Source organism: Bacteroides nordii (genome assembly GCF_019930665.1).
In the GTDB taxonomy this organism is placed as follows: domain Bacteria; phylum Bacteroidota; class Bacteroidia; order Bacteroidales; family Bacteroidaceae; genus Bacteroides; species Bacteroides nordii.
Map to the genome: position 1 here is coordinate 3,153,793 of NZ_CP082886.1, position 20,349 is coordinate 3,174,141.

Genomic DNA, 20,349 nt, shown 5'->3' on the forward strand with positions numbered 1-20,349 from the left:
TTTATATTTTTATAAACGCCAAACTATGGGATAGAGAGGTAAAACTATAATCACATATTATGAAGAAGATCTTAATTTTATTAGCTTGTTTACTGCCAATGTTGAAAGGTATGGCATATGATTTTAAAGTCAATGACATTTATTATCGTATTTTCGCAACTGAAACAGGAATAGAGGCAGAAGTTACTTACAACAATGATAACTATAATTCATATTCAGGTGAAGTAGTAATTCCCGGTAATATAACACATGGTGAGAAATCATATAAGGTTACTTCTATCGCCTATAATGCATTTAAAGATTGCATTAATCTTACATCTGTCATTATTGGTGAGAATATAAACAAATTTAGCAATGATATATTCTCTGACTGTACAGCTCTTAAAGAAATTATTGTATCAGATAATAATCCTCAATATTTATCTGTTGATGGTATCTTATTTAATAAAGATAAGACTGAATTAATTATTTTTCCTAATGCAAAATCTGGGACTTATACTATTCCTAATAGTGTAACAAGTATTCGAAATAGAGCTTTCTATGGATGTACGAAACTAACATCTATTACCATTCCTGAAGGTATAACAAGTATTTACCAAGAGGCTTTCTATGGATGTGTAGGATTAACTTCCATAAACATTCCTAACAGCATAACAATACTCAGCGATCAAGTTTTTCGTGGTTGCACCAATTTAAAAAAATTTGTTGTATCAAATGATAATCCGCGATATTCAGCGATTGATGGAGTTTTATATAATAAAAACAAAACAAAATTACTATCCTATCCTAATGCGAAATCATCCACTTATACCGTACCTGATGGTATTACCAGCATTGGAGATTATGCCTTCTCCGACTGTATCGGATTAACCTCTATCACTATCCCTAACAGTGTTATTGAAATTGGAAACTCTATTCTTTCAGGTTGTCGCAATTTGCAGAAGCTCTCTTTACCATTTATTGGTTCTTCTATTAAGCTCCAAGAGCACCTCGGTTATTTGTTTGAATTAAGATCTAATTATAAGGCCCCCCCCGAACAAGGTTATGTCATTGTTACATACGGGCGTGATGTTTTTGGGATTTACAGTTATTATATTCCATTATCGTTAACAGAGATAAGCGTGATGAAACAAGCAAATCTTTCTTGCCGTTATGGATATGGACCTAATTATTGGTATTATGGTGTTTTTAATGGTTGTTCAAATCTAAAGGTTGCAAATCTCCCTTTGGCTACCTCTATCGGAAATAATACCTTCTCTGGTTGTAAAAATCTTAAAGATATAAATTTACCTATAGCCACTTCCATTGGTGAAAAATCTTTCTATGGCTGCACAAATCTTAAAGATGTCAGTCTTCCGTCGGCCGATTTTATAGGAAAGTATGCTTTTCAAAATTGCTATAGCCTTGAAGTTCTAAGCCTTCCCGTAGCTACTTCTACAGAGGCAGGTTTTTTAGATAACTGTGATAAACTACAAATAGTACTTTTACCAAAAGTAAGAAATATAGACATTTTGAGATTTCCAAAATCTCTTATTTCTTTAAATATTGGTAGCCTTAAAAGTTTAAGTAGTGGGATACTTTCTAATTCAAGTAATTTGGAAGAACTTACTATCCCTTTTGTTGGTACAGGAGTAAAAGAAACCGCTGCAGGGATACAAGGATTATTTGGTGATCTTTTTGGTACGTCTTCTAATGCTGAAATGAAAGCCACTACCCAATATTATCAGGATAATAAAGCTAAAACGTATTATTTACCTGCCAATTTAAGGAAAGTAACAGTTACAGAGGAATGTGAAGAGCTTCAATATGGCGCTTTTTATGGTTGTTCTACCATTAAAGAAATCACACTTCCTTATACCTTATACATGGTTGGTGAAAAAGCACTTTATGGTTGTGCTGGTTTAACTGATATCTATTGCAAGGGAGCTGCTCCCGCTGCTGCCTACGACAATAGTTTTACCGGAATCAGAGTCACCACTTGCAAACTCCACATCCCTTATAACACTACAAACCTCTATAAGGCAAGTGATGGCTGGAAGAAATTTTTCTATATGCAGGAAGAAGCACCCCTGACTGTCAATGTGACTAAAAATATATTGAATGCAGGTATTATTTTAGGAATCACTGAATACCAGCAAGGAGCCATGGTAAACTTGTCAGCACGAGCGAACTCAGGCTATCGTTTCAAATGTTGGATGGATAACGGAGAAATAGTTAGCGAAGAAGATAATTACTCCTTTACTATCAATGAAAACAAAAATTTATTAGCCGTATTTATACCTGTACAAAATGAAAATTCACTGATCATCAACACAGAAAGTAATGCAGTTAATTTTACATGGAAAACAATAGATGATACGAATGAATACATATTAAAAATATATTCGGACATAGATATGAAGAAAGAAATCGCTTCTTATCAATTTGATGCAAAAGGCGAATTAGTCACTCGTACAGCCTCCAAGCTTTCTTTCCGTGTGACGGATTTAAAACCGGAAGTTACCTATTATTATAGCTTAATTGCAAATGATAAATCTAATAAAACCCTATCCGAACAAATAGGGACATTTTCTACAACGCCTACAGGTATTGAAGACATATCAACTTCCACCAATATTTGCATAAGAGTAGAAGGCTCTTCTCTTTGGATAGAAAATGCACAAGAAAAAATGATCTCCGTATATAACTTACAGGGCGTATGCCAAACAGTTATTCATAAAGCAAAAGATATGGAAATGATACAGATAGATCATTCGGGTATTTATTTGATAAAAGTGGATAAGCTTTTGCAGAAAGTCATTATTAAATAATCTATTTAAGAAGGGAGAGACATTTTAAAAGGGTTTCTTCCTTTTCTTTTTTGAATCATAGAACTATCTTTGCTGATTAAAACCAAGAAAGGAGAATGAGCAATGTACGAATGGGCTAAAGAAATGAATTGTGCTGTCACAGTATGTGACACCAAAGGAGTTATCCTTTTTATGAATGATAAAGCATGTAAAACATTTGCCAAACACGGCGGTCTGATCGGTAAGAATCTTTTCGATTGCCACAATCTACAATCACAGGAGAAGATACGTGAGATGCTGGCAACAGGTGGCAGTAATGCCTACACGATAGAAAAAAATGGCATCAAAAAAATGATCTATCAAACACCCTGGTTTAACGAAGGAGTAGTAAGTGGTCTGGTGGAAATATCAATGGAACTTCCGGAAGAGATGCCGCATCACATACGAAAATAAAATCATCACGAGAAGATTATTTTCACTTACATAGCCATACAGGAATAAATAAATTTACGATTAGACGATTGACGATGTACGATTGGGATTACTCTATCTCTAATAGCGCTGAAACAGGCTTTTAAAAGAGCAACTTCAATCGTACATCGTCAATCGTCTAATCGTAAATTTATTCATATTCGTACAATCATGAACTAACTTCTTGATACCTGTAACCCTTTGTCAGACAAAGTCATTTCTACAAATCGTGCACAAGGGTTAGGCGCATATTCTGTGAGTAACCGACGAATCTGAACAGCCGCCTGTGGATCTTTGGCAACCATATACAGATATCCGCCACCACCAGCTCCCGGCAACTTATGCCCTAAAGTATAATCTTCAATCAAACGGATTATCTTTTCCACTTCCGGTGGATTTGTACCGGCATCAAGTGCTTTATTCTGTATCCAGCTCTTTCCTACCAACTTACCGTAATTTGCAAAGTTACCACGTAAAATAGCCTCATTCATATCCAAAGCATGTATTTTCATCTCTGACAACAAAGCAAGATGATTCCCTGAATTAAGAAACATAGAACGGACAATCTCTCCTAAAATACCTTTTGCCGTACGGGTTATGCCAGTATAATAAAGCAAATGACAATCCCGATATTCAGGATTCGTAAATAACTGATCGGGTAACCAACGCACTAACGGAGTCTGATCAAATCCGGATTCTGTTTGCAACAACTTAACTCCGGAGAAAACGCCACCATATTGATCCTGCCAGCCTCCTCCTGTGGTAAGCAACTGCTCCAATACCAATGTACAACGACAAATCTCATTCTTATCCCATGCCAAACCACAGAAATCATTGATTGCTCCCAACACAGTAGAAGCAAGAATAGAACTTGTTCCCAGTCCGGAACCTGCCGGTATAGCTGCAAGCAATGTAACTTCAATACCGGCACCAAAAACTTCCAACTGCTCCCTCAAAGAATCATATTGCACCTCCGAGAACTGAGGAACAAAGCCAGCTAGCGCCAATGCGGCTTTAGGTATAGAGAAAGGAGAACCTATTTTTCGGTAATCCTGCAACTCTTCATACGTATTCACCACTTCCATCGCTCCCATATCTATGGAACGAAGTACAACATGAGGTTCTTTACAAGTTTTGACGTATACTTGCAAAGGAGGTTGCCCGTTCAGTTCAATAGCCAGATTCACCACATTTCCCCCCGAATAAAGCGAATAAGGAGGAGTATCTGTCCAGCCACCGGCCACGTCGATACGTACAGGACTACGTCCCCATACAATCTGATCGGAATAAACATTCAGCTTCGGATTACATTTCTGCTTGCAAACCTGCCCTAGTAAGCCATTTCGCAAAAGATTGAATGCCTCTTTCTCTTCTTCCTTGCTGCCCGGATCATTTTTCAATTCCATCACGCGCGCCCGCAACATCCGGTTATGCATTTGCAATAACTGTGCAGTATCATCCGGCAGTGCCTGGGGCACTTCAAGTCCGAGATTTACAAATTCATGGGCAGCATCTTCCAAATCGAGCTGATAGAAAACACTCTTCTCATAATTGTCTGACAAGCCCTTCCAGTTTTCTCGACGAAAAGCCGTACGTTGAGCATAAAGCCGTTGCAGATTGGCACGGGCAGAAATTTCATCAGCAGAGAACTTCATACAGTTCAACCACAACACACGTCCTTCTGCCAGATCAGGTTCCGTTGTCATCCAACGCAACAATAAACCAAGTTCATCAACCGACTCCGTCATTGGAAAGATGGAAGCTGCCTGTAAATCATCCGTACCCCCCTGAATGTCATTCCAAGTAATGCCACGCTGTTCCATCCATTCAACAAAAGGAATACCAGTAAACAGAGTACCGGGTGAATCCAATGCGCCCTTAAACACGTCATCCAGTCCATATGGGCGTACCACAAATCCGGCTTCTCCCATAGGAACTACGTCCAAACAAATACCATCGGGTACCGTTATCTCCCAATCATTCTCCGGTACTCCGGTAATAATCTGACGAGATCCCAGTTTCCAACCTTTCCCCACATAACTGTTCTCAATCCATAAGTTGGCATTTTCGGAAGAGAAAGAGATACTGGTAGAAGCATTTTGTACAAAGATGGCAGGATTGGGTTTTACCTTACGATGCATGATTAATCGCTGATCACGCACTTTATCCTGTACAGCCAATGTAGAAGAGATTAACTCACGGCTCGTGCCATAGTGATAAAACTCTCCCCCGGGTAAAGGCAGTATAGCAACAGAAAGACTATTCAGTTCGGCATCTTCTATTTTGGGATGACTCCCCAGTGCAAGCCCATAATCTGAATAAAGATCATAATAGGTAATCTCTCCGGAATTAGTATCAAGAGAACGCTTCATCAGCAATTCCACAGCACGGTCGCTAAGCAACCATATCCCAATATCCATCAAAAACAGATGTGTTTTTGCCAGTCCTTCCAATTCTGCAAGAGAGGGCTTTTGCAGCATAAAGTCGAGAATATCCGGTGTCTTACGATCAGAGACAAACACTCCGTGATGCGTAGCTAATGACGGATTGACCCAAAGCCCATAACATACCACATCGGCCTGAGGAATCTCCTGCAAGGGCTTCTCCGAACGGATATATACATCTCCGCTGGCTATCAATGTATGCATATTCTCCGGAGCCATGTTCATAATTCTCTCATAAAGCGGCAATTGCAAAGAGAGTAGATTCTGCCCTAACTTCTGTCCACGCTCCCAACTGAAAACAGGGATCGGCGTAAGAATTTTCCCGGAAGGAGCATATCCCGGAAGCCTCCGGCTCTGCCCTCCGGCATGTAGTAAAATTCGTTTTTCAGCTCCCAACCAATTTGAAAAAGACTCTTTAGAAGCATAATTCTCATGACATGCCTGTAACAACCAAGTTGTTCCACCACCCGAACCTAACTTTGCTCCAACAGGATCGGAAGTACAAAACCATTCTGAGGCATCTACTTCTTCCAGTTCATGAAAGCAGTGCACCAGATTCGGAGGAAGAGATAATAATTTCTTCATGATATATCTGATATTTTATTTGTATGTATTAACGTATTTCATCGTATTTCCATAGGCACCGGGCCATATCTACATTACCACTCTTTTTGAAGCAGACACCTTCGAGTTGCAACAAGGTCCGTTGCTCTTCCCACCCGGGAACAAGCCTACCCTGTGCATTGACTACCCGGTGACAAGGAAGATTCAAGTCAAGAGGTACCTGCTTCAAACTACGTCCCACCATGCGTGAACATTGTGGTTTTCCCAGCAAAGCGGCTATCTCTCCATAAGAGATTACTTTCCCGGCAGGAATATCCCGTACCACTGCATACACCTCCCGGCAGAAGGCATCGGACATGGTTTCTTTACCAACCTTATAATCTTTCATTCCGTTTCTTTATCCTTTACGTTTCAAAAACTCCGTCGGACTTTCTCCAAACTGTTCCTTATAACACTTTGTAAAATAAGAAGGAGAAGTAAAGCCTACTTCATAAGCAATCTCCGCCACCGTCAGTTCCGAAGAAGCCAACAGAGAAGCCGCCCGCTTCAGACGCGCCATACGCAACAATTCATTAGGCGCATAATTGGTCAGCGATTTTATTTTGCGATAGAGCTGCACACGGCTCAGTCCCATATCTTTTCCTAAATCTTCTACATTCAATCCGGAGTCACTCATCTTCTCTTCAATAATCTTCTTGAATTTCTCGACAAAGTCTTTATCGAGATCGCAGATATCCTCCTTCGCCAATGTCTGCCGATCACCAAAGAATTGCTTTAATCGTTGGTGTGAATCTATCAGATTACGGATACGTGCCAACAGAAGCTGCGAACTAAAAGGTTTGGAAATGTATGAATCTGCCCCACCGTCATAGCCCTGTATGCGTTGTTCGTCCAGAGAACAGGCAGTCAGCAATATCACAGGAATATGACACGTCTGCAGCTCACTCTTCAATCGGCGGCAGCACTCAATACCATCCATACCCGGCATCATAACATCCGAGATAATCAGATCAGGCACATACTTCATTGCTTTCCGGATACCTTCGGAGCCATTAGCGGCCTCAATCACTGAATATTCTGCATTGAGCAACCCATGGACATACGAACGTATATCCGCATTATCATCAATTATCAGTACAGACATCCTTGAAGAGTCATAGCCCAACTCCTGTTCCTCTTCATCTTCTGAAAACTCAACAGGCAAATCCTGCTCAGATACTTCCAAAGATAATGTATCTGCAACAGACGTACAGTTACATACCGGTAGTTCTACCGTAAACATCGTCCCCTGCCGTTCGTCACTTTCTACCTGTATCGTACCACCATGCATCTCAACAAAAGCTTTGACCAATGCAAGCCCGATACCCGACCCCGCATGATGCATATCTATCTTATAGAAACGGTCGAAAATGCTACAGATATGTTCTGCCGAGATAAGGCTGCCGGTATTGGCTACTGTAAAACGGAAGAAGTTCTGCCCTTCTTTTTCCTGTGCGGAAAGACGAACCGTAACCTTTCCATTTTCCGGCGTAAACTTAAACGCATTGGAAAGAAGATTAAAGTAAATCCGCTCTAATTTCTCTACATCAGCAAGTGTATGATAATCTGTATCAGGCATACTATCAAAAGAGAAGCGAATATGCTTCTTACGTGCCGCTGCAAGGAAAGATTCGTTCCAATTTTCAAAACACTGCAACATATCTATCGCGACAGGAGTATACTCCATTTTGCCATTCTCGTACTTACGGAAGTCCAGAATCTGATTGACCAGACGCAACAAAATATTCACATTGCGCTGAACAAGCAGCAACAACCGATGCTGATCACCGGAAAGGTCTTTGTCTGCAAGTAATTGCTCTACCGGGTCGGCAACCAATGTCAACGGAGTGCGGAAATCATGAGAGATATTTGTGAAAAACACCAGTTTGGCATGAGTAGCTTCTTCCAGCTGATGCGAAAGCTGTATCAACTGATCACGTTGTTCGGAAAGAGTATCCCGCTGCTCTTCAAGCTGCTTCTTTTGTTTGGATAACTCAATATTCAGCCTATTTTTGACACGAAGCGCTTTATAAGCCACCAGCAACAATCCGGCTACCAGCAGTAATACAAGCAAACTACCATAAAGCACCACTTGCTGATTGGCATAGCGAGAGAGATAGCCACTGATACGTCCGTTCAGCGTTTCAATCTTTTTATCCAACTCAGCGATATGAGCAGTCTGGAGCTTCATTACCGGAGCGTTAATCGGATCTACAATGGCAGTCTCCATCGTGGTTTCACGTGCAAAAGGCTTCTTTTCGAGAATGTTCATTGCCATTTCCAGTACCTTATCTCCATTGGTAGGATAAATAAAAGTTGCATCCAACACACTGTCCAACACCAACTCTACTCCATTCCCTTTGCCCGGCAAGGCATCAATACCCACAAAAACAATATCTTTGGCCCGCCCCAGCTTTTCAGCCGCTTCAAAAGCTCCCGGTGCGATGCGGTCATTATGAGAGTATACGGCATCGATCTTCGGATAAATCCGCAATAAAGAATCCATAATGATCCGTCCCGGCTCACGTTCCCATGCAGCATCGGCCCTGGCCAGCAGATGAATATCCGGATAACGGCTAATGGCACTCATAAATCCCTGGTGCCTCTCCATAGCCGGAGTTGAACCGCTCAGGCCGGTAAGCTCTACTATGTTTCCTTTACCACCCAGTTTGGCGGCAAGATACTTTCCTACTTCGCGTCCTATCTCATAGTTATCTGCTCCCATAAAAGCAGTATATTTGTCAGAAAGAATCTTTCTGTCCACCACAATTACGGGAATACCTTTATCAAAAGCCTCTTCTACTATTGGTGTAATCGGTGCTGCCTCATTGGGCGTAACAATCAGCAGATCCACCTTCTTATCAATAAAATACTGAATATCTTCCTGTTGCCTCCGATTATCGTCATGTGCCGAACGTATCTCTACAGACACCCCTTCATAAAACATGGCTTCGCGCAATATTTCATCATTCATCTTATGCCGCCAGCTGTCATCACTACACTGAGACATACCGATTACATAGCGCGGAGTATCCCTCTTGCAGGAGGTCAAGGCAAGTATAAAAAGTACGACTGAAACAATATATCTCATAATTTATTCTGTTCTTCTCTCTGTGACTTGTATATTACGTATCTCGTTATTTGCATTCACTACCGGAAAATACATCAACTCCACTTTCGCCGGATTAAGTGAATAGGTCCCTGTATAACGCGGGAGCAACGAAATGCGGAAAAGATGTTTTCCTACTGGTAACTTCTCACAAAAGATAACGGTTTTTTCTTTAAAATATTCGCGATGTACCTCCGAAATATTACTATTTATTTTAGAATTATAGCTACAGGATGCAGGAATCGGTACTTCCAGCATCACATATTCTGCTCCAGCTTGCTTTACATTGAGAGTAACCACCAGTGTAGCAGGTTCTCCTGCTTTCAACCGGTCACCCCCCTCAAAAACAGACTGTACTTCAAATGCATCACTGCCATTAGCTTCTGTCACCCGCTTTACGATAGATGAACTAAGTATTAGAGGTATCCCCTCTTTACGGGTCAGCACCAGAGAATCGCCGGCAGCTAAACGGATGGTATAAGGAAACTCTGTTATTTGCCGATTTTCCTTTCCTGTGAGTTCTACAATTGCCGGAACACCTTGTTGAGATTGCCCATCCAGCAAATCATCCAACACAGTTGCTACCGCCAAAGAAGCCTGGTAAGTATTCCAACCCGTATTTCGCGTACGAAGAATATGCCATTGCATTGCTTCTTTTAAGTGACTCAAAGAAGGTTCACTCTTGATTATCCGATAAGCGATCAGCGTATTTTCCAATCCGGTGTAATCACAGTAGGATAATCTTCGGTCGTCCGTACAATATACTCCACCCAGCGCATCTTCTTTCAGGTACCTGCGAATACTGTCGGCCACACTAACCTGCGACTGTAACATCTCCCAAAGCAACAGTTTTTCTTTGAGACAGGATTGAGGTAAATATGATTTATCAGCTTCTTTTAAGGCATTTTCTTTTACCTCACATTGCTCTACCAATGGATTCAGCAAACGGAATATTGCCGCATAATCCTGTTCCGCCCCCCAATACCACAAAGCATGCAACAGGTATATATCTTCCAATCGTTTCCCTCTGAAAGGTTGTGCCAATTCATAGCGTACTCTCAATTTATCCAAATTAATCCGAACCTCATAACCGTCTTCCATAGCCATCTTCAAGGCTTTCAGAATATGTCCCGACATCCATAAAGAAGATTCTGTCGTACGTCCCCACCATCCCCAAAGCTGTTCGTCATTCTGATTATTGACCAGACGGCGAATAATCTTTATTATCTCTTTCTCACCCGCAAACCTTTCACCGTTATAATAAGCTATCTTTTTCTGTCCCAACAGTCCTATCAGTTTAGAAGCCAATTGTTCATTACACCAATAGCGATATCTCCCTAAATAATTAACAGCGTCCTGATAACTATCTAACTGACTTCCGCTAAGTTCCACCCTGACTTCCTCCCCCGGCCCGGCTTTCACCTTCACCGTTTCATCCTTTTGCAAAACACAAAGAGATCCTTTTGACAACTCAGTCCCCTGTGCAACTACAGGAATCATATGCTCTTCTCCATCTCTGTAACCATCGTCACGAGTAAAAATATAACTGACCTTCATACTATCCGACGTGGTAACCTGCACAGGCAATCCTATGCTATAAGTTCCTTTTAATCTTACCTCCTGTCTCATCAACGTGTCAGCCTCAACACAAAAAACGGTACTCCCTTTTACCTCTTCCTCTTTTGTATAATTACGTATTGTCCCGGTGAAATTAGTTGTATCGCCCACAGTCAGGAAACGCGGTGTTTTCAATTCCGCCATCAGTGGTTTGTAGGATTGTATCGACTGACGGTAAGTGCCGGAATTCAGTTTACGATTCATAGCATAAACCACTGCATCCCATTTTGTTATGTTATCAGGAAAAGTCACATTAAACTGCGCTTTACCTTCTTTATCCGTATACAACTTCGGCTCCCAAAAACCTACATCAGAGAAATTACGACGAAGCCCGTTCAGTTGCATCAATTCATCATACAGCCTATGTTCAGCCTCTTCAGAAGTTTTCGCCTCTTCATCCGGAAGTTCTTCTTCGGGAGGGACAACATCAGCACCACTTCTCGTAGTTGTAGTTAAAAGACCACTCACAGAACCAGCGAGAGTAGATCGGACTCTGGTTCCATATCCCGTTACTACTACTTCATCAAGTGCCAAATTATCCTCCTTCATCATAACAATCAACTCCGTATTAGGCCTTACTTCCACTTCCTTCGTTTGCATTCCGATAAAACTGAATTCCAGCGTACTATTACCTCCACGTTCGCACATCAACTCAAAATATCCGTCAATGTCTGTAACAGCACCATTTCCGGTTCCCTTCTCTACAACCGAAACACCAGTCAACGGCTCGTCATCTCCTTCAATATATACATAACCAGACACTTTATCTCTGCCTGCCCAACGCGTTTTCGTCAGCCTTAATTCACGATAAGCCGGTTTCAAAGAGAACGTACCAAGGTGTCTTTGCAATGCCAGCCACTGCGAAGAGAGAGAATCCCGCTTGTGCCATACCGACATTTCCATATTGATATCCACATGATGACAAGGACGCAATTCAATACTATCCCGTTTCAGATATTTCCCGTTATTATAAAGAACAATAATATTATATACACCTGTAGGGATCTCAAGATTCCTATTCCCATTTTTAACAATCATATCCGGATAAGAAACTTTCCGGGTAATCCGATCTTCAAATAATAAACCAGCCACTCCGGTAGAGTCTTTTTCTACGGGTAACCGAAGATTTAGCGCTTTATCCGATTGAGCAATACAGATGTTTTGCGGATGCCAGGCATTTCTCTGCCTGCATTTCTCTACAAACTGCCGAAATACTTCCGGTGTGAAATAAAAATCATTCAGGTTGGTTATTACATCAGTAGATGAAAAACTAAGATATTTAGGACAAAACTCTTCTGAATATTTATAAACCACATTGCCTTCAAACTCATAAGCAAAACCACCCTCGTGCCGATACTCTACCCCATTGGCATACTTCCAATATCCCGGCTCTACCGGACCAACCAATACACTTTTCATACGTGGCAATGCGTAATTGAGATAAACCGGACACATCTTGCCAAATTCTCCCTCCAGACAAGTATATTCTACTCCATCCGGTACGGGAAGACGACAGAGATAAAACTGGTACCGTTCTTCCTCTTTACGGGAAAAAACAGTTCGCCCCTGCCTGTCCCGGATTGTTTTCAGCCAGACTGTTTTCGCTTCCTTCGGAACCTGCTCCATATCCAGGCTCAGGATGGTCTTCTTTCCTTTCTCAAATGAGATAGAATCCAACACGATAGCCCTGTCAGACAAGCGTATAGTCACTTTTTGTTTGGATGATTCGGGCGGTATCCGGAAAGAGTATCCTTGCGGTTGTTTAGTCCACGAAAAATAACAAGGCTTATCATTCAATTCTATCACATAAATAGTCACGGACTTCCCTCCCATCATCACGTAAGGTGCAAACTGAGTACTGCCATCGGGTGTATCCATCACATGTCTGAACAATTGCCCCGAAGGGTATATGAACCGATAATAAGGCAAGCGATCAAGATGCGCCAATCTATTCCAATGTTCAAAATCCAATGAGGCAGAATGCAAATAGTTTTTCTGTTTCATCGAGTAACTCGCCCGTTGCTCACGTGCCTGTGGTTCGGCTCCATAATAAGGCAAATCAGGTATATCATATCCCAACTGAGAGTTTACAGAAAAAGCGGTAAGATCTACATTCGGCACAGGCTCTCCGTATCTATCGCGCACGTGCAATGTAGCATCTACTCTCTGTCCCGGATAAATTCGCTTCGGCAGATTCGTTTCCACAGACAGGCTGTTGGGGTAAACACGATACACACGTTTCAGTGACCTCTCTTCATTTCCCATGAAATAGAACACTTCAATGTAATAAACCGCTCGAGTATCAATGTCACCAATATGCAAGTCCAGCTCCTTTCCCGCCCCCTTTTGCAAAAGCTGATTACCTTGATAGACATACCACGACACATCCAAATTCAAAGGATTCGTCAGGCAAGCTTTCAATGAGTCGCTATCTATCTCCCCTTTCAAATCCAACTGACTATTCATATCTGCAACTGCAATACGTGATTCGTAGTTAAAAGCCGGTACTCTTAAAAGATAACCCGTAGCAGCCTGGCTAAATTTCTGCTCATAAGGTAGATGAATCTTCCGGATCTTTTTATCATTCCCACATATTAACTCAGCTTCTACACTTCTCTCCACCCCCTTGTCCAGAAATGCAAAACGTAAAGAATCCCCCCGGGTATGATACTGCAATTCGTAGTGTGAATGATAAAAAGTGGCACGGCATCGTTGTTCTCTCCGCTCATTGTCCGGCGTAAGTAAAAGTACATTCACCTCGTATGCGCAATCTGCCGGACCAAATATATCGGCAGGAATCTCAAGATGCGTTTTCCCTGTTGCATCCAGACTGATACGGCGAAACATCAAGGTATCCGGTAATGACAGTACACTTGTGTAAGAATGCAGTATTGTGCGAAGCCGAACAGTGATCTCCACCTCCATTTCTTGCATAGGCAATCCATTGGCATCTGTCGCAACAACCTCCAGCTTATTTACCTGCGAAGCGTACTGTACATCCGAATGAAGCTTAGCTTCCAATTTACTTCCTGTCAATTCATAGTCTTCATAACGAAAATTGGTAGTAGCCGCTACCCGTCCCCGTTTATCACGTAACTGGATAGAGTATAGACGGTCGAGTTCCAGCTTCAATGAATCGTCCAACTGGAATTCTCCGGCAAAACCTCCCGGATGATAGGGAGGCAAAGTTAATATTTTTTTAAACTGATATCCCTTTGTCCGCATCCACAAAGAAAGCTCCTGCTTCAATGGGCGTCTGTTACCGGACAAGGCATATGATTTAAAACGAACCGTTTCACCCGGTTTGTATTTATTTTTATCTGTTATCATGTAGCTATAAAAGCTGGGACGACTCTCCTCCCGATCCCAATAATCTGAATACCAGGAAGGAACGAGATGTTTTTTCAGGTCGAAGACAGCCCGAAACTTATCCAGCTCAACAGTAAGAATATGATCTTCTTCTTCCGACCAGTCTTCATAACTATATGTTTGGCTGGAGTTATCATACAAGAGACGGTTATAATCCAGACGTACTTTAGCATCATTGCGGATATCACCTTCGGCATCTACCACCTGCAAAGTAAGTGCGCCATATTCTTTGAAAAGAAATACCTGAAAAGGAATAACAGGATGATAGCTATAATTAATTTTATTTCTCTCAATATTGGCAAAAATAAAATGTCCCTCAGCCGGTTGTTCTTCCCATTTCTCCGAGAAAGAAGCAAAAGGAGTAGTAAGCACTCTCTCCCAGTCCTTAGGGCGGAAACGCCCTTTAAGAAGTTTCAATGCTTCCTTATCACTGAGCTTGAAAACAAAAGTTTCATCCGGAGCATCTTTCCAGACCAGAGGTTGTGCAAGAGTAGACAGGGAGACGAGTAGTAATCCCAATACACAGAAGTTTTTTATCATACTTCGGGAGACATTCATAGCATTCCTTTTCGTCATTTATGAAGGCATTACAGTGTTCAAAGATACAAAGTTTCTTTTAAATTATTGATAAGGAAAAGGCAAAGAACAAGGAAGTAAGTTCTAATAAGTGATTGTTCTATGATCGAAATACACAGTACATAACTACTTGCAATTTGACAAAGTGACATTCCTGATCCTCTGGAATCCTCTAATTCAGGGAAGGTTTCTCACAAGTGATAAAAATCTTCGGCATTTCCAGTTTTGACAATTCTCATTGTACAGTTTTCAAAAAATTACATAACAAAAACATCTTATTCTTTTGACATTCGTTACACAATTCAACTTTATAAACCTCCTTGATTATACTTTTGACAATTAAGATTTGGGTAAATTTAGTCGTCAGTTAGCGTCCGAAAACGTCTTTTAAGGCGGTTTTATTTTTTCTCGTAGAGTCTCGAGTCGTTTCTCTACGAGGTTCGGGTTGTTCCTCGTAGAGGAACCGAACTTATCATATAGGGAAAATTAAGATAACATGCCGGGTAAATGTGCATAACTATCCAAATAAAGGAAGATTATGCAATAAAACAGCGATGATAATTTACATTATTATGCAATTTATTCTCCAGTTATAGCAATGATTAGAATAAGTGTGTTATAAAAAACGATTATATAAGAACAAAAAGACAGGATAACTACATTTCTTGAAACTTTTATTAATTCCATCATGGTATTGCATTCGATAACATAACATCGACTCATCAGTCCATTCGAATTCCGTTTTCAACCAAATTGCCAAAGAATCATCTAAAGCAACATTACATGTATATGTAAAACATTATAGCTCGGTAAGAAAACAAATGTGTATTGGTGAGGAAAGGGATTATTTATCTACTTACTCTCACTTTTCCAGTATTTTTTTGATTAGTCAATAATAAATCCTTATATTGTAATCATTATCAACTGCTACAATGAAGAAATTGTTAACTATATTCTTCGCCATCTTATGTAGTTGGCAGCTATATGCTCAATTACCAGTTATTCCGGTCCCCCAAGCCGCCACGATGGATGCTTATGGAATATCAATCCAAAAGCTCAAGCAGTAATCCATGTTTTTTTGTTTGACTACCAAATCTATACTCAGCAAAATCAATAATAGAATATGAAGAAAAATAGAAAGAAGTAAAGATATTACAAGGTTGTACACTTTTACATAACAAGAATGTACAACCTTACTATGCAAGAATGTACATTCTTGTTATACAAAAGTGTACACTCTTGCATCACCTCATTATCAGCGCATTACAAACAGATATAGATCACAATAGTCTGTCTTTCAAAACCTGTGGTAACTCAGGCATAGCGCCACTCTGAGTACATACATATGCAGAAACTTCAACTGCCAGTTTATGGGCTTCGGGCACACTCTTACCCTTCAATAACGAAGCACAGAAAGCAGCCGTAAACGAATCACCTGCCCCCACCGTATCGGCTACCGGTACTCTGGGTGTCTCCTGGAAAGAGACTACGCCCGGAGTAAATACATAGCTCCCGTTGGTTCCACAGGTCAGTATTAACATCTTCAAATTGTATTTAGCGAGGAGGATCCAGCATTTGTCCTGAAGATCGATACCCGGATAACCGAACATACGGCTGATAGCAACCAATTCTTCATCATTAATCTTCAGTACATTGCAACGCTGGCAAGACTCACGAATGATTTCTTTGGTATAAAACCCCTGACGAAGATTGATATCGAATATCTTCAACTGCTCATCTCCATCGGGCATTGTGTCAAGAAAACGATTGATAGAGGTGCGACTCACTTCATTGCGTTGCGCCAGCGAACCAAAGCAGAAAGCACGAGTACTGAGCGCCAAGCGTTTCAGATCATCAGTAAATGGAATATTGTCCCAGGCTACCCCCTCTTTAATCTCATAAAGAGGTATACCAGCGCTATCGAGCGTTACCTGTACGGTTCCGGTAGGATAATTCACCACTTGCAACTGATGCTTCAACTGCTTTTCTTTGAATACCTCAAGGATTTCATCCCCTAACGCATCATTGCCAACAGCACTTACCACACGGCTGTCAAATCCAAACTGCGATACATGATAAGCGAAGTTTGCCGGAGCACCACCTATTTTTTTTCCTTCGGGCAGCACATCCCATAGTGCCTCACCCATTCCTACGATTATGTTATTCATACTAATTTACGATTAAACTATTTACAACTTAAATTACTTTTTAATGCGGAAAGTGTAGAATAAGAGATATGCTACTCCAACCGTCATTACGGCTACCGCACCGCTCTGTCCGATGGCGTCAGAAGCAACTCCCATTGCCAAAGGGAAAATTGTTCCTCCGAAAAGCCCCATGATCATCAAACCAGAAACTTCATTTTTCTTATTCGGCATAAACAATAATACCTGAGAGAAAATGATAGGAAATACATTTGAATTACCAAATCCTATAAAAGCAATACAAATGTAAATCATCATCAAGTCATGGAAAATAAACAATCCTGCCATTGCCATCAACATAAAAAACACACTGATAGCAAAGAAAGTTTTAGATGACATTTTACGCAGAATAAAGGATCCTAAAAGACAACCTATGGTACGGAAGATAAAATACAGACTGGTTGCGAAACCTGCATCTGCTAATGTCATGCCTAAACGCTCCATAAGAATCTTCGGAGCAGTAGTATTTGTACCCACATCAATCCCCACATGACACATAATCCCGACGAATGAAAGTAAAATAAAAGGTTTACCCAACAAAGCCAGGCACTGCATAAAAGTAGAAGGCTTTCCTTCTTCCGGTTCTTCTACTATCGATGTAGCATTCAGTAACAGAATGGCAACAATCGATATAACCATGTAAATGGGGAAAAGTACACGCCAGCCAAGGTCGAATGAAGGAATGGCTCGTGTAGCCCCCCACATAGCGATGTAAGGAGCAAGGAAAGAAGCAATGGCTTTTATAAACTGTCCGAAGGTAAGACTACTGGCAAGTTTGTCACCACTAACAATAGTAGAAAGTAATGGATTCAATGAAGTCTGCATCAAGGCATTCCCAATACCAAGCAGAGAAAACGAAACAAGCATCAATACATAACCATCTCCGAAAATAGGGAGAACCAAAGATGCAAAAGTGATTACAAGACTAAGAAGTACCGTTTTTTTACGTCCGATACGATTCATCAACATACCTGTAGGTACGGAGAAGATAAGAAACCAAAAGAATACCAGTGAAGGAAAGATATTTGCCTGAGCATCTGTCAGACCAAGATCTGCTTTTACATAATTAGAGGCGATACCTACAAGATCAACAAATCCCATAGCAAAGAAACAAAGCATCACTGGGACAAGCTTCGTTAGCGAAGCATTTTTAGTATTTTCCATTATTTTTGAGTTGTTAAGTTGGGAAGTTTTTAAGTTGAGAAGTAGTTAAGTAGAAATGTTTTGCTTAGATAAAGCAGAACTATCCACTACTTACTACTATCTACTTACTACTAATTTATACACAGTAAATGAAGTCACATTATAGCTTCCGCCTTTGGCATAAAAACTAATGCGATTGTAAGGTTCCGATGGGAACACAAGGTTCGTCATCGCAAACCGGCCATCGTCGCCGAAAGCTTCAACACTCGATTTATCAATAAACAGACGAAGTTTCATTTCATTACTACCCCCGATAGGAGCCATTGTAACAGTTGGAAAATCTTTGCTGAATGATACATTTCCACTCTTTGTACGATCCATAGAGAATTTCTTCTCAATCAGATTGTAGCTCATCTCCACTTCTTCTCCTTTTGAATTGAATAGTTGAAATCCGATAACTTCGGCATTTTTATTTTTGATAGTCATCTCTATTTCGTAAGTATCCGTGTTGTCGGCAAAAAGCTTATCCATATTATAAGTACGGTCTACTTTGAAAGTACGCTTCTTTATTGCTTTATCTCGTAACTTAAGTAACTCCTTGGAAGGAGTACACTTCACGTAAGTCTCCCCATTGAAAGTATAGAGTGAAAGATCACGAGGTACAGAGTTTGCACTACGGTATTGTTGAGTCGGAACATTGTTCGCATATTCCCAGTTACTCATCCATGCCAAAGCGATGTGACGGCCTTCGGGGGCATTACTCCAGGTTACTGTAGCATAATGATCTTTCCCCCAGTCCATCCATTTGGTTAAAGCCGGAGAGTCATTTACAAACTTCTGTCCATCGAATGAACCCACAAAATACTGCGTGGCCGAGCCACCGAACGGCCCCCCCGGATTAAGGTTACAGATTAGTACCCATTTCTTTAATTCAGTGCCTTCGACAGGTAGTTCTATAAGATCAGGACATTCCCATACACCACCGTGAGCACCCTGTCCTTCACCGAATTTACTTTCCAAAGTCCAGTCTTTCAGGTTAGGAGAAGAATAAAGTTGCATCTCCTGTCCTACAGCAAGAATCATAATCCATTTCTTTGTATCTTCATGCCATATCACTTTCGGGTCACGAAAATCACGTTGGGTGGAAGTAAGAATGGGATTACGGGCATACTTTTTGAATGTCTTTCCGTTATCGAGGCTGTAAGCCATACTCTGTACCTGACGGTCACTTGCCGAGGTATAAAAAGCCACTATGGCTCCGGCACCAAATCCGGCAGTATTGTCTTTATCGACTACACACGAACCACTGAAGATCGTACCCAGTGCATCCGGAGAGATGGCATCACCATGATGCTTCCAATTTACTAAATCCGTACTGGTAGCATGTCCCCAGTGCATATTACCCCACATAGAACCGTAAGGGTTGTGTTGATAAAACAGATGATAAACACCATCCTTATATACCATCCCATTCGGATCATTCATCCATCCATAAGCTGGTGTAAAGTGATAAACCGGACGGAATTTTTCACAATTGGAAATATCATATTCATCAGAAAGTTTCATTTCTTTCCAGCATATAGCCGAATCCGGGATAAGCTGAAAATTGAAAGAAAGATGTTTGTTGTCAAATCCGGTAAGGTCGACTGGTACAAAGTAATCTACTCTATTAACAGCCAAACGGACATTCATATTACGCACTACGTCGTTATCGGCTATCATATACAATTTAGCTTCGGGCGAAGCCTCTTCTACCGGAAGAAGCAAATACTTTTTCTGTTCTTCTATCTGAACAATACTTTGTCCGTCACCTAAATGTTTAATCACGAAAGGAGGATTTATAGCCGGACAAGAACAGACAGAAGCAGCAGTCCCTACTATAAACAAGGAAAGTGTTTTTCCGATTTTCCGCCAGGAATCTTTTAAATGAAACATGTTGTTATGGTATTAAGATTTTTAAATTCTACTGCTGCAAAGATAGGCGCCATAGCATAGAACGCCTATCACATTTATTGCAAACTATA

General features: G+C 40.9%; 9 protein-coding genes. 2 read left to right on the forward strand and 7 right to left on the reverse strand.

The genetic code is table 11. From position 1 onward, the window contains the following. The first annotated feature begins 59 nt into the window (after positions 1-59). Both K8P02_RS12655 and K8P02_RS12660 read left to right on the forward strand, forming a co-directional pair. A complete protein-coding gene (locus tag K8P02_RS12655; protein ID WP_122200774.1) occupies positions 60-2,810 on the forward strand; it encodes a leucine-rich repeat protein in 2,751 nt (916 codons plus the stop codon). Positions 2,811-2,912: 102 nt separating this feature from the next. Beyond that, positions 2,913-3,242, forward strand: coding sequence for a PAS domain-containing protein (locus K8P02_RS12660; RefSeq protein ID WP_025867004.1), 330 nt, complete (start codon positions 2,913-2,915; stop codon positions 3,240-3,242). Between the two features lie 194 nt (positions 3,243-3,436). Here K8P02_RS12660 and K8P02_RS12665 read toward each other — a convergent pair whose 3' ends face one another. The 7 genes from K8P02_RS12665 to K8P02_RS12695 all read right to left on the reverse strand — a co-directional run bounded on the left by K8P02_RS12665 (position 3,437) and on the right by K8P02_RS12695 (position 20,260). Next, positions 3,437-6,289 carry a bifunctional fucokinase/fucose-1-phosphate guanylyltransferase gene (locus K8P02_RS12665; protein WP_025867003.1) on the reverse strand — a complete coding sequence of 951 codons (2,853 nt, stop codon included), beginning with the start codon at positions 6,287-6,289 and terminating at the stop codon, positions 3,437-3,439. 28 nt (positions 6,290-6,317) lie between these two features. Then, the gene (locus tag K8P02_RS12670; protein ID WP_025867002.1) at positions 6,318-6,656 is read right to left on the reverse strand and encodes an MGMT family protein; all 339 of its coding nucleotides are present in this window, start codon (positions 6,654-6,656) and stop codon (positions 6,318-6,320) included. Between the two features lie 9 nt (positions 6,657-6,665). Then, entirely contained in the window at positions 6,666-9,398 is a 2,733-nt protein-coding gene (locus K8P02_RS12675; protein WP_044158087.1) for a hybrid sensor histidine kinase/response regulator transcription factor, read from the reverse strand. Between the two features lie 3 nt (positions 9,399-9,401). Further along, entirely contained in the window at positions 9,402-14,978 is a 5,577-nt protein-coding gene (locus K8P02_RS12680; protein WP_223381338.1) for a carboxypeptidase-like regulatory domain-containing protein, read from the reverse strand. Between the two features lie 1,280 nt (positions 14,979-16,258). Beyond that, positions 16,259-17,146 carry a carbohydrate kinase family protein gene (locus K8P02_RS12685; RefSeq protein WP_025867000.1) on the reverse strand — a complete coding sequence of 296 codons (888 nt, stop codon included), beginning with the start codon at positions 17,144-17,146 and terminating at the stop codon, positions 16,259-16,261. 33 nt (positions 17,147-17,179) lie between these two features. Beyond that, positions 17,180-18,346 carry an MFS transporter gene (locus K8P02_RS12690; RefSeq protein WP_025866999.1) on the reverse strand — a complete coding sequence of 389 codons (1,167 nt, stop codon included), beginning with the start codon at positions 18,344-18,346 and terminating at the stop codon, positions 17,180-17,182. 96 nt (positions 18,347-18,442) lie between these two features. Next, positions 18,443-20,260, reverse strand: a complete 1,818-nt coding sequence (locus K8P02_RS12695; protein WP_025866998.1) for a GH32 C-terminal domain-containing protein — start codon at positions 20,258-20,260, stop codon at positions 18,443-18,445. Positions 20,261-20,349: the final 89 nt, after the last annotated feature.